This is a genomic window from Mycobacterium sp. NS-7484 (genome assembly GCF_001953975.1).
In the GTDB taxonomy this organism is placed as follows: Bacteria; Actinomycetota; Actinomycetes; order Mycobacteriales; family Mycobacteriaceae; genus Mycobacterium.
In genome coordinates, this window is sequence record NZ_MBEJ01000013.1 from 1 (window position 1) to 11678 (window position 11678).

14 protein-coding genes are annotated in these 11678 nt (G+C 63.0%); 7 read left to right on the plus strand and 7 right to left on the minus strand.

All coding sequences use genetic code 11. From position 1 onward, the window contains the following. Positions 1–159 precede the first annotated feature (159 nt). From A5733_RS02785 to whiB1, 3 genes are all read left to right on the plus strand, one after another. Positions 160–543 (plus strand): YchJ family protein, encoded by a 384-nt coding sequence (locus tag A5733_RS02785; RefSeq protein ID WP_067770893.1) that lies wholly within the window; start codon positions 160–162, stop codon positions 541–543. A gap of 35 nt (positions 544–578) precedes the next feature. Next, complete coding sequence (locus tag A5733_RS02790) at positions 579–1541, plus strand: diacylglycerol kinase family protein (protein WP_067770895.1); 963 nt, start codon at positions 579–581, stop codon at positions 1539–1541. A gap of 255 nt (positions 1542–1796) precedes the next feature. Next, positions 1797–2051: a transcriptional regulator WhiB1 gene (gene whiB1, locus A5733_RS02795; RefSeq protein WP_003882795.1), complete on the plus strand. Its 255-nt coding sequence runs from the start codon at positions 1797–1799 to the stop codon at positions 2049–2051. A 581-nt stretch (positions 2052–2632) separates the two neighbouring features. Here the strand turns inward: whiB1 and A5733_RS02800 are convergent. Both A5733_RS02800 and A5733_RS02805 read right to left on the minus strand, forming a co-directional pair. Then, on the minus strand, positions 2633–4132 hold the full coding sequence (locus A5733_RS02800; protein WP_067770896.1) for a sensor histidine kinase: 1500 nt from the start codon (positions 4130–4132) through the stop codon (positions 2633–2635). A 45-nt stretch (positions 4133–4177) separates the two neighbouring features. After that, positions 4178–4393, minus strand: a complete 216-nt coding sequence (locus A5733_RS02805; RefSeq protein WP_003882798.1) for a biotin/lipoyl-binding carrier protein — start codon at positions 4391–4393, stop codon at positions 4178–4180. Between the two features lie 132 nt (positions 4394–4525). Here A5733_RS02805 and A5733_RS28160 point away from each other — a divergent pair, with 132 nt between their 5' ends. Next, entirely contained in the window at positions 4526–4618 is a 93-nt protein-coding gene (locus tag A5733_RS28160; RefSeq protein WP_003882799.1) for a 50S ribosomal protein bL37, read from the plus strand. Positions 4619–4700: 82 nt separating this feature from the next. Here the strand turns inward: A5733_RS28160 and rsrA are convergent, their stop codons facing one another. Both rsrA and A5733_RS02815 read right to left on the minus strand, forming a co-directional pair. Further along, positions 4701–5012: a mycothiol system anti-sigma-R factor gene (gene rsrA / locus A5733_RS02810; RefSeq protein WP_076238994.1), complete on the minus strand. Its 312-nt coding sequence runs from the start codon at positions 5010–5012 to the stop codon at positions 4701–4703. After that, the gene (locus A5733_RS02815) at positions 5009–5656 is read right to left on the minus strand and encodes a sigma-70 family RNA polymerase sigma factor (RefSeq protein ID WP_067770899.1); all 648 of its coding nucleotides are present in this window, start codon (positions 5654–5656) and stop codon (positions 5009–5011) included. The genes rsrA and A5733_RS02815 overlap by 4 nt, the downstream gene beginning before the upstream one ends. A 212-nt stretch (positions 5657–5868) precedes the next feature. Here A5733_RS02815 and ybaK point away from each other — a divergent pair, with 212 nt between their 5' ends. After that, positions 5869–6354 carry a Cys-tRNA(Pro) deacylase gene (gene ybaK, locus A5733_RS02820; RefSeq protein ID WP_076238999.1) on the plus strand — a complete coding sequence of 162 codons (486 nt, stop codon included), beginning with the start codon at positions 5869–5871 and terminating at the stop codon, positions 6352–6354. A gap of 78 nt (positions 6355–6432) precedes the next feature. Then, positions 6433–6993, plus strand: coding sequence for a M15 family metallopeptidase (locus A5733_RS02825; protein ID WP_142253772.1), 561 nt, complete (start codon positions 6433–6435; stop codon positions 6991–6993). 12 nt (positions 6994–7005) lie between these two features. On the opposite strand, the gene A5733_RS27810 is transcribed toward A5733_RS02825, so the two are convergent. Next, positions 7006–7155 carry a metallothionein gene (locus A5733_RS27810; protein WP_076239001.1) on the minus strand — a complete coding sequence of 50 codons (150 nt, stop codon included), beginning with the start codon at positions 7153–7155 and terminating at the stop codon, positions 7006–7008. Between the two features lie 109 nt (positions 7156–7264). Between A5733_RS27810 and A5733_RS02835 the strand changes: the two genes are divergently transcribed. Beyond that, entirely contained in the window at positions 7265–8113 is an 849-nt protein-coding gene (locus A5733_RS02835; protein WP_076238995.1) for an NAD(P)-dependent oxidoreductase, read from the plus strand. 519 nt (positions 8114–8632) lie between these two features. Here the strand turns inward: A5733_RS02835 and A5733_RS26915 are convergent. Then, positions 8633–10018: a hypothetical protein gene (locus A5733_RS26915; RefSeq protein ID WP_142253768.1), complete on the minus strand. Its 1386-nt coding sequence runs from the start codon at positions 10016–10018 to the stop codon at positions 8633–8635. Then, positions 9999–11036: a hypothetical protein gene (locus tag A5733_RS26920; RefSeq protein ID WP_142253769.1), complete on the minus strand. Its 1038-nt coding sequence runs from the start codon at positions 11034–11036 to the stop codon at positions 9999–10001. Before A5733_RS26920 ends, A5733_RS26915 begins: the two co-directional genes overlap by 20 nt. Between the last annotated feature and the right edge of the window lie 642 nt (positions 11037–11678).

Consider the following 11678-nt stretch of genomic DNA (forward strand, 5'->3'; position numbering starts at 1 on the left):
GAAAACAGGGCTTGTCCGAGCGTGCAGTCACGTCTGTACGGTACCGGGCCCTCGCGCCGTCGAGAGCGACGGCCGGGGGGCGATTCGGCGAGATTCACAACCCTCACGTCGATCTCGGCGGCTCGGACGACGCGTGGACAGACCGGGATACTTGGCCCCGTGACCGACCACCCCTGCCCGTGCGGTACCGGCCGCGCCTACCCCGACTGCTGCGGACCGCTGCACTCCGGCGCCCCGGCTCCCACGGCCGTCGCGCTCATGCGGTCACGGTTCAGCGCATTCGCTGTTGGTGACGACGCTTACCTGTTGGCTTCCTGGCATCCCGACACCCGTCCCGACGAGCTGGACATCGACGAGACCATCACCTGGCGTCGGCTGCAGATCGTCGACACCGACGCCGGCGGCCACGAAGACACTGTCGGTGTGGTCGAGTTCCGTGCCCAGTACGTCCATGACGGGAAGCGGCACATCCTGCACGAACGCAGCCGGTTCGAGCGTGTCGAGGGTCAGTGGCGCTACCTGGACGGCGAAATCCACGAATAACGGCCGTACACCTTGCCCGGTTAGGCTCATGCCCCGTGCGTGCCGTGCTGATCGTCAACCCGAACGCCACCTCGACCACACCGGCCGGTCGTGACCTGCTGGCCCATGCGCTCGAAAGCCGGGTGACGCTGACCGTCGAACACACCAATCACCGAGGTCACGCGATCGAGATCGGCCGTGAGGCGGCCCGTGACGGCGTCGATGTGCTGATCGTGCACGGTGGTGATGGCACGGTGAACGAGGTGGTCAACGGCGTGTTGGGCGATTGCGGATCCCGCCCCGATGCCGCTTTGGCACCCGCAGTTGCCGTGGTGCCCGGAGGTTCGGCCAACGTCTTCGCCCGGGCGCTCGGCATCAGCCCCGACCCCATCGAGGCCACCAACCAACTTGTCGACCTGCTCGGCGGCTACCGGTTGGGCCGGCCGTGGCGCCGGATCGGCTTGATGGACTGCGGCGAGCGTTGGGGCGTGTTCACCGCGGGCATGGGTGTCGACGGCGATGTGGTGGCCGCCGTGGAGGCCCAACGCGCCAAAGGACGCAAGGTCACCGCGTCGCGCTACATCCGGGTGGCCGTGCGGGAATTTCTGGCCAGCGCCCGTAAGGACCCATCCCTGACGGTGCAGTTACCGGGTGCCGAGCCGGTGTCCGGGGTGCACTTCGCGTTCGTGTCGAACTCCAGTCCCTGGACCTACGCCAACAGCCGCCCGGTGTGGACCAACCCGGATACGACGTTCGACAGCGGCTTGGGAGTGTTCGCCACGACGAGCATGAACATCTGGTCAAATCTGCGCCTGGTACGGCAGATGGTGTCCCGCAACCCGCGCCTGGCGGCCAAGCATCTGATCCGGGAAGACGACGTGTCGTCGGTCACCGTGACGAGTGACACGCCTGTCGCGTGCCAGATTGACGGGGATTACATCGGCCCGCGTGAAATCATGACGTTCACGTCGGTACCGGAGGCGTTGAGCGTCGTCGCTCCGCCGATTAAAACTGATTGACCTGCGCAAACACACCGCTTATGGTGGAATTAGGGCGCAGCTGGATCTGAGTGTAGTACACAGGAGTGAGGGGTCCAGGAACCGGCCCCGGCAGTGACGTTGCCCACGTGTTAACTGAACACTATTGACATCTGTTCAGGCTGTGAAAGCATCAATGCAACAGTGCAGAAACATTCGTGTGCACGCGTTAACAGCCGAAGAAAATCTGGTGCGCTTCGCCGCGCACACATACATGTCTACGAGGAGTTTGATCTTATGGATTGGCGCCACAAGGCCGTCTGTCGCGACGAAGATCCGGAGCTGTTCTTCCCCGTGGGAAACAGTGGCCCGGCGCTCGCTCAGATCGCTGATGCCAAGCTGGTTTGCAACCGTTGTCCGGTCACCACCGAGTGCCTCACCTGGGCCTTGGACTCCGGCCAGGACGCCGGCGTCTGGGGCGGAATGAGCGAGGACGAGCGTCGCGCCCTCAAGCGTCGCAATGCCCGCACCAAGGCCCGCACCGGAGTCTGATTCAGCAGACCTCGACGCAAAGCTATGGCCCTGACGAAAGTCGGGGCCATAGCTTATTTTTCGGGCCTTTATCGACAGCAAATTGCGTAATTGTCGTCACATTTCACATTTCGCGCCATGCAATTCCTTCAGTGGTACTGATGTCCCACTGTGGAGGTGCTGGGAACGGTGCCGTGACGCGCGGGCCTAGGTCGCATCGGTAGTCGTTCCCGATTTCGCCGCGGTGTCCGATGTGCCCGCCTTCGCGCGACAATCGAGCGACAATCGCCTCACACACAACTCCAGCCTCACCAAACCCATTGGCGCCGACCCATTCTCTCACTTGAACATCTCTGGCCCCATGGACCTCACCTGTCCAGTGCCCGGCTGCCAGCGACTCCGTCGCTGACAGCTGGACAAGCCGAAATCCGTGGCAGATGAAGCTGTCTGGCTCTTAGTGACAGGAGTGGTGAGCGGCGGTGTGATCCACGGTGCCACAGAGGCTGATGCCGCGATTGCCACTGAAAAGTCGCTGATAAGCGGGCAGAACGCCACCCGCTTCGGCAGCGCGTCACGCAGGCCCGCGCGACGCACCCGAGACCTCACTGGATGCCGCGGCTGCGCCGTCCGATCGGCACCCGCAGCACCACGTCGGTTCCTCCTGAATCGACGTCGTGCATGCCCAACGACCCGTCCAATTCCGCGGTCACCAGCGTCCGGACGATCTGCAGACCCAGCCGGTCCGACTTCTCCAGGCTGAACCCGTCGGGCAGCCCGCACCCATCGTCGTGCACCACGACATCGAGCCAGCGGGCCGACCGTTCAGCCCGGATCGTCACGCAACCCTGTTGGGTGTCGACGTCGAAGGCGTGCTCGATGGCGTTCTGCACCAGTTCGGTGATGACCATGATCAGCGCGGTGGCCCGGTCGGCATCAAGGACGCCGAGAGCACCCTCACGGTTGATCCGAATCGGGGTGTCCACCGAAGCGACGTCGTTCATGATCGGCAGGATCCGGTCGATCACCTCGTCGAGGTTGACTTCCTCGTCGACAGACATGGACAACGCGTCGTGCACCAGTGCGATCGAGGACACCCGCCGGACCGATTCGATCAAGGCCTCGCGGGCCTCCAGATTGTTGGTCCGGCGCGCTTGCAACCGCAGCAGGGCCGCCACGGTCTGCAGGTTGTTCTTCACCCGGTGATGGATCTCGCGGATGGTGGCGTCCTTGCTCAGCAAGGCACGGTCGCGTCGTTTGACCTCGGTGACGTCGCGAATCAGGACCGCAGCACCGGCAGAGGCGCCGTGCACGACCAACGGCAGGGTCCGCAACAACACCGCCGCACCACCCGCGTCGACCTCCATCCGCATGCTCGAGCCGCCGGCCAGCGAGTCGCGCACGTGGTTGGCCAGTTCCTGGGCCTCGAACGGGTCTGAGATCAACGGACGGGTGACGGCGACCAGGTTGTGTCCGTCGAGCTCCGAGGCCAGGCCCATCCGGTGATACGCCGAAATCGCGTTGGGACTGGCGAACACCACATCACCGACCTCGTCGAGGCGGATGAACCCATCACCCGCCCGCGGGCTGGATCGTGACATCGCCAAGTCGCCCACATTGGGGAAAGTGCCTTCGGACAACATCTGCAACAGATCGCTGGCGCAATCCAGATACGCGCCTTCGAGCGGGCTGGCCATCGGGCGGGCCGCCAGTGCGGTCTGGTGCGTCAGAACCGCGACCACATGATCGCGGTGTCGCACTGGTACCGCTTCCACGTTCAGACCGGGCAGATCCGGCGAATGTCGTTGCGTCCCACCACTTCCCCGACCGATCACGCCTGACTCGAAGGCTGTGGTGACGACGGGGAGATCTCCGGCGGCGGCCAGGGTGCCGACCGAGTCGGCAAGCAGCACGGTGGGCGCGGTGTTGGGCCGCACCTGCGCGACGCACACCAGCACGCCGTCATCACGGCGCACCCACATCAGATAATCGGCGAACGACAGATCGGCCAACAGTTGCCACTCCCCCACCACCGCGTGCAGGTGGTCCACGGCGCTGCCGGGCAGCACCGTGTGCTCGGCGAGGAGGTCACCGAGGGTGGACATCAGTCAACTTCTTTCCGCGGGCGTGGGGAGCGAGAACGCTCCCCGTCAGTCGATCACCGCAATGAGATCGCCGGCCTGGATCACATCGCCCTCGGCGACGTTGACCTTGGTGACGGTTCCCGCCACCTCGGCGAGCACCGGGATCTCCATCTTCATCGATTCGAGCAGCACCAGGGTGTCCCCCGCGCCGATCTGATCGCCCTCGTGAACCACGACCTCGAGCACACTGGCCACGATTTCTGCGCGAACGTCCTCGGCCATCTTCACCCCACTTCCGGCTGCTAACCCGACTACTTCTGCGGCCTATATCGAACCACAACCCCGGGTGGACAACGCTGCCCCCAGGCCATGAGACACTAGGGAGCAAGCTCTTACACCATCTGGAGGAACATCATGGCCAAGCGTGGCCGCAAGAAGCGGGATCGCAAGCACTCGAAGGCGAACCACGGCAAGCGTCCCAACGCCGGTTCGAAGTCAGTGCGCTAGCCGCTTCGGCAGACTGTGACCGCCCGACTCCTCTTCGGAGATCGGGCGGTTTGTCGTCGGGCCAGGCAGGCTGAGCGCCTGGTCAGCCCCGAATGATCGTGGTCTGGCTGATCTGGATGCGCAGGCGCTCGCGCAACCCCTCCGGGGCCTTCTCACCACTGCACTTGTTCGCGATCAGGCGCTTGACCCGCTCCTCGACCCCATAGTGCCGCAGGCACGCCGGGCATTCTTCGAGGTGGTGCTTGAGCTTGTCGCGGCTTTCGGGGGTGCATTCACCGTCGAGGAGCGTCCACACCTCGGCGATCACCGCAGCGCAGTCCGGGTGTTCTGGATCGACCGGACCGATCGGCGGGGTCCAGCGCTCGTCGTCCATCGACTCGCGGCCGTCACTCATGAGGAGACCTCCTCCGGTTCACCAAGTTGCTGACCTCGGATGAAGCCACGATCCCTGGCCACGTCGGCCAACAGGTCACGCAACTGCTTGCGCCCGCGGTGCAGACGGGACATCACCGTCCCGATCGGAGTATCCATGATCTCGGCGATCTCCTTGTAGGGGAAGCCCTCGACGTCGGCGTAGTACACCGCCATCCGGAACTCCTCGGGCAGCGCCTGCAGCGCCGCCTTGATCTCGGTGTCGGGCAGCGCTTCGAGCGCCTCCACCTCAGCCGAGCGCAACCCCGTCGACGAATGTTCGGCATTGGCAGCCAGCTGCCAGTCCGTGATCTCGTCGGTGGGGTACTCGGCGGGTTGGCGCTGCTTCTTGCGGTAGCTGTTGATGTAGGTGTTGGTCAGGATGCGGTACAGCCACGCCTTGAGGTTGGTGCCCTCGCGGAACGACCGGAACCCGGCATAGGCCTTGACCATCGTCTCCTGCAGCAGGTCCTCGGCATCAGCGGGGTTGCGGGTCATGCGGAGTGCGCCACCGTAGAGCTGGTCCAGCAATGGGATGGCATCGCGCTCGAAGCGCGCGGTCAGCTCGGCATCGGTCTCGGCGGGAGGCTGCGGCGCGTCAGGCTCGGCCTGCTCGACGTCAGTCATCGTGGGAAACACCTTCCCTTCTGTCGCGGCGCCACCAAGGCGTCCGGAATACCACCGGGTATCCGCCGGCCGTTCCAGGCATACGGTTGGCACCAGAATCCTCCTCACGATCCTAGAGCGTGCTACCGACAAGTAGCGCTGAGCAGGTGTCGAGAGCAATAACAGCGGGCACGTGCTGCTGTGTTCCCGGCATGCCCGGCTACCCTGTGCCGATGGCGCGCGCAGCAACCCCGGCCATCGCCGCCCTGGTCGCCGCGGACATCGACCATCGCGTCGTGCAGTACCGCCACGACCCCCGCAACGATTCCTTCGGCGCCGAGGCGGTCGCCGAACTGGCTGCCGACGGCTTCGTCGCCGAACAGGTGTTCAAGACGTTGATCATCGCGCTGCCCAAGGGGCTGGCAGTGGCGGTGTTGCCGGTGCCGACCAAACTGTCGCTCAAGGCCGCGGCCGCGGCGCTGGGAGTGCCCAAGGCCGAGATGGCCGATCCGGCGGCCGCGCAGCGCTCGACCGGATACGTGGTGGGCGGCATCTCACCGCTGGGGCAGCGCAAGCCGCTGCCCACGGTCGTCGACGCTTCTGCCCTGCAGTTCGACACGGTGCTGTGCAGTGCCGGTAAACGAGGCTGGGACATCGCGCTGGCCCCGGGCGACCTGATCCGGGCCACCGGCGCGGTGACCGCCGAAATCGCCGTCTGATCCCAAGCAGACAGATCGAGTTGCTGGAGGCTTTGGAATCGCTGGCGACTGGGCGGCCACAGTAATGTGGGGCCGGTGATGCCGATGACGGTGGGGACGACGGTGGCCTCGGGCGTGGCCGCCGTGGCCGCGCTAACTGTCATGTTCGGCACGTCCGCGCCGGCACCGCAGATCCGCCTGGCCGACGACACCGTCCCGATGACCCAGGGTGACGGATCACTGGCCGACGGGCAGGTCCTGACGCCGTTCGACGTGCAGAACCCGGCGATCGGCCGGTTGGAACCGCGGCTGCTGGTCGCCATCCAGAACGCCGCAAATGCCGCGGCCGCCGACGGCGTGACCATGACGATCAACTCGGGGTGGCGGTCGGCCGCATTCCAGCAGTCGCTGCTCGATCAGGCGGTGCAGACCTATGGCAGCCTGGCCGCCGCCCGCCAGTACGTGCAGACCCCGACCGCATCCCGGCATGTCACCGGCGAGGCGGTCGACGTCGGCGGGCCGCAGGCCGACCAGTGGCTGATCGCCAACGGCGCGCGCTTCGGGCTCTGCCAGATCTACGCCAACGAGCTGTGGCATTTCGAGCTGGTCGCCGACCCGGCGGGCAACTGCCCGCCGCTGCTGCCCAACGCCGCGGGCTGACGTATCCAGTGCCTATTCGGTGACGGGCACCATGTCGGCGCCGCAGGTGCACTTGTAGCTGGTCTCGGGCCCTTTGCAGTGACACTCCGACTCGACGCGGATCCGGCACCCACAGCCTTCGTGTGCACAGGTCAGGACAGTTCCGGCAGGAACGGCGCTCATGGTTCTCCTCCAGGTGTGGTGCGGTTCGGTGACGACGTCCCCCATCGTCCCTCTGGCACAGCCCGGAACCGTCGATTTCACGACAACTCGATCGGCCTATCGTGTCTTCATGACACTGTCCGGGAAGACCATGTTCATCTCCGGCGCCAGCCGCGGTATCGGCCTGGCGATCGCCAAGCGGGCCGCCGCCGACGGCGCCAACATCGCGCTGGTAGCCAAGACGGCCGAGCCGCACCCCAAACTCGAGGGCACGGTCTACACCGCGGCCAAGGAAATTGAGGAGGCGGGCGGGCAGGCGCTGCCCATCGTCGGTGACGTCCGCGACGGTGACTCGGTGGCTGCCGCCGTCGAGCAAGCGGTGGCCCAATTCGGTGGCATCGACCTCTGCGTCAACAACGCCTCGGCGATCAACCTCGGCTCGATCGAGGAGGTTCCGCTCAAGCGGTTCGACCTGATGAACGGCATCCAGATCCGCGGCACCTATGCGGTGTCCCAGGCCTGCATCCCGCACATGAAAGGCCGCGAGAATCCACACATCTTGACCTTGTCCCCGCCGATCCGGCTGGAGTCGCAGTGGCTCAAGCCGACCGCGTACATGATGGCGAAGTTCGGAATGACATTGTGCGCGTTGGGTATCGCCGAAGAGATGCGTGAGGCCGGCATCGCCTCCAACACGTTGTGGCCGCGCACCCTGGTGGCCACCGCGGCGGTGCAGAACCTGCTTGGCGGTGACGAGGCGATGGCCAAGGCCCGCCGCCCCGAGGTCTACGCCGACGCGGCGTACACGATCTTCAACAAACCCGCGCGTGAGTTCACCGGGCAGAGCCTGCTGTGCGAGGACGTGCTGGTCGACAACGGCGTCACCGACCTGTCTGTCTACAACTGCACGCCAGGCGGCGACCTCGGCGTGGACCTGTGGGTGGATACGCCCAACCCGCCGGGATACATTCAGCCCTGACCCCTGAACTTCAGGGATTTGCCCACCTGGTTCCCACGAACCACTGCTGCAAGCTGATTCGATAAAGCCTGCCCAACGTCTGATCGCAGGCGTCCCACTGCTGACCTCGCCGGACGCACCGGTAGACGGCGCCGTTTGGGGCATTCCCAAGCCGCTCGCCTCGTCGTGCTCAGGAAAGACGTTGAGGTGGTTGTGGATTCCTCCGCGTTCTTCACCGGGGATCGCGTCGCCGTCCGCGTGGTGATGCGTGTCGGGTTCGCGTTCCCGCACGAGGGCGCGCTGTTGAAGGTGCTGGAAGACGTTGCACCGTAAGACGAGACTGGCGGTCGGACCGGGACGTGCCATCACGAAGTTGAGCAGCCAGCTCCGCGCCGGCCTGACCGCCACCCCACGGCAGGACTGTGGGGGCCTGCCGTGCCCCTACGGGGTTGCCCACTGCCGGGGCATGGGTGGCTCCCGGTCGGCGTTGCTCCTTTGAAGGCGCCCGGGTCTGGGATTTTGAGCCCCAATGGAAAGTGGCTAGTGCTTCAATGTGCGTGCTACTGCGGCTGCAATTGTAGTGACCAAGATCCAGCCCGAAAGGGTAAGAAACACGGCCACCCACGCGGATATTCCGGTTAGGCGCCACGCATTATCCTGGCCGAAGGCTGCGAATGGGCTCAGGAGATCTATGGACAACAGCGCCGGATTCCATGTTGGGATATTCGCGCTGCTGACCGGGCAAGCTCCGGAATGGTCTAGTCCACCATAGTTACAAGTACCTGACCCGTAAGCAAACCAGAGGGTCCCAGCCAGCCATAGGCCTATGATCCAAAATAGAGCCCGCGAAGGCCTATATCCGTATCCGACCACAATATTTTGCAAGAGTCCCCAAGCGCGCTGCCAGTTGCCGCGTGCTTCGAACATCCGCTTCGTCGCTTGTAGTTTGACTTCACGCTCTTCGTCAGCGTTACCGCTGTCGCGGTACATCGAAGCCAGCTGGCCATAAGGCTGGGGTGAAAAATTAGAAGTCGCTGCGGCCAACCACTTTAAGCGCTCAATGTTACTGAGTTTCGAATCAATTCGTCGATATTGTAGACCCTCGATATTTGCAAACCCCGGAGGAGGCCATGATTTCTCACTATCAGCCAAAACCTCAACCTGTGCATTTCGTAAATCAAACGGGCGTTTGGGGTGCTCGCGCAATTGAAGTCGCAATTGGTTTATACGCGAGTCCGTCGCCACTAGGGCATCGCCATCCTGAGCGCCCAGTGAAGCGCCATCGAGATTCACTACCTGACCTACGGTCGATGTTGTCAAATCCAGTTTATGGGAGATATTTGCACCTCTGAGATCTACATCGCCCAGAATGTGCGCTCCGCGCAACCGTAGCGACACCCCCCGCCATTGGCCACCACGACGCTGATCGAAGGGGGTCCCGCGCGAAGCATCCTGCGCCGGGGTACCGAGAAGCTTGGAATCGGCGAGGCGGAGATCGCCGTCGATCACTGTTTGTGGCGCATCGAATACTCCGGTGAGATCGGAGCGGTGGGCTATCACGTCACCTTTTATGTGGCTTCCGCCGAGATCAATAGACTTTCCGGCTGAGGAGCCGACAGACGACTCTACCAAGTCGATCGGACCGTTAACGGTGGCCTCGGCAATAGAAATGGAGCCTTCGCAGCTGAGGCCCTTCGCTGAATCGAGACTGTTAATAGTGGTTCGATCGAGGATGATGCTTTTACCACTGAAAGGCTTCGACCAATTCCCGCCTACCGCCACTCGACCACCGATCTTCGCAGAGTCGAGTAGAAGCGTGCCGGCTACACTCTTGACTAAAGCGATGACATCGCCGCCGATTTTCGCAGCATCCGCCATGATTGCAAATCTGCCGGCATCTTCCAGCTCAATCTGGAGCCCCCTCATGTTGAGTCCGCACTCTATTTCTGCGCCGTGGAGCAACACGGGAGCATTCGTCTTCAGCCCCCCCCTTGAGTATTAGCGATCCTTGAATTATGGCGTGATCCGCACGAATCGCGTATTCAGCAGAGGTGGTAATAGTTGCTTGAGATAAGCTGAGTTGACACGAAACTGTGGCGTGATGCAGGGACACTGTGCCAGTGGCAACTAGCTTTGATGCGTGAACCCCCAGCTTTATGATCGAATGGTCGAGATTCAATGATTCCTTTTCGTCCCCAATCTTTGCGCTAACGAAATAAGCTGCACCATCAATTTCTGCGCCTTCGATATCAAAACGTCCCCCGAATGCGCCTTCGTCACAAAGGAGATCTCCGCCAACGTGTAACAGTCTGGCGAGGAATGCCCGTCCGCTACCCGGAGTGAGAATGGATTTATAGAGCGAAAAGGATCCTTTAACGTGACAGCTCCGCGCTACCAATGTGCCGTTAATCTCGCACCTGGATAGATTAATGTCATGCTCGACACGCATCCCGCTTACCATAAAGCCAGAGACCATCGGATTTGCTGTCTTGAGAAGAATGTGATGCGCGACCAGATCGATCACTTGCGCGTCTTCTAAAGTAACCGACTGTGAGAATTCACTACCATGAAGCCACACGGGCCCGTTGCAGTGTAGGCGACTGGCGCTCAGGCCTGGCAAACTGCAGTCGACGAACCCGACGAAGTCCGCCTTGGCATCGTTAAGCATTGGTTCGCTATCGAATGTGCAATTTTTAAAGAGGAATGGAACAAGTGTGGCGCAGCCCAGATCTAATAGGCCAGTGACATGTGCCCCCGCTATGATCAGCCTGGGCGGCGCGTCATTGCCCGGCGCAGACAGGATGAGCCTGGAAAGAACCTCGGCTCTTAATTGTGGCTTTGCTTCCGCGGGGTCGGATTCTGGCTGTGAAAGGTCGCACTCGCGACCGGCCCGATAAGCGGCGAGGACGGCACGTTCGTGCTCAGTCCAATTACTGGTGTCCAACTGTTCCCCCTGACGGCAAGCACAGCCCTCTCATCGGACTGTTGCGAACTGGCAAGAGATTACATCTCGGGTAGGTACGCATTTCTATGGCGATGCCTAAAGGGGATAGCTTCGCCCAATTCACTGCAGCTCTGTGCTCCAGATTTCAGCGGATGTGCCCGACCGCCGACCCGTTATCGCCACCTCGGTGGCTGCCACCCCCACGCCGTCGGGTCCTCGGTCAACGTGTCGATGAGGTTCTCGGTGTGGATTCCGTCAAGGAACACCTCGTACCAGCCCCGGGCGGGGTCGGTGATCCGGATGACGAGGCCGTCGCCGCGCGGTGACCGTGATACTGGCGACGGGGTGGCCGCCGGCTGTGAGGGTCCGTCGTGCCTGGAACAGTCGCTTTCCGTTCATAGGCGCCTCCGTCCGCCCGCTCAGAAACGCTTTTCACAGAATCGTTGAGACCACCTGATCAGAACGTTCGAGACCGGTGAAAACGGCTGGACCGACATCCAACACCCCGACGGCAGCCACACCTGGACCTCCCACCGGCAACACATACCACACCACCCCCTTCAGCCAGATCCTGTTCATCGCGGACCTGGCCGCACAACAGGCCAAGTCCGCCCAGTACTCGTTCATGCTCGCGGGAATGCG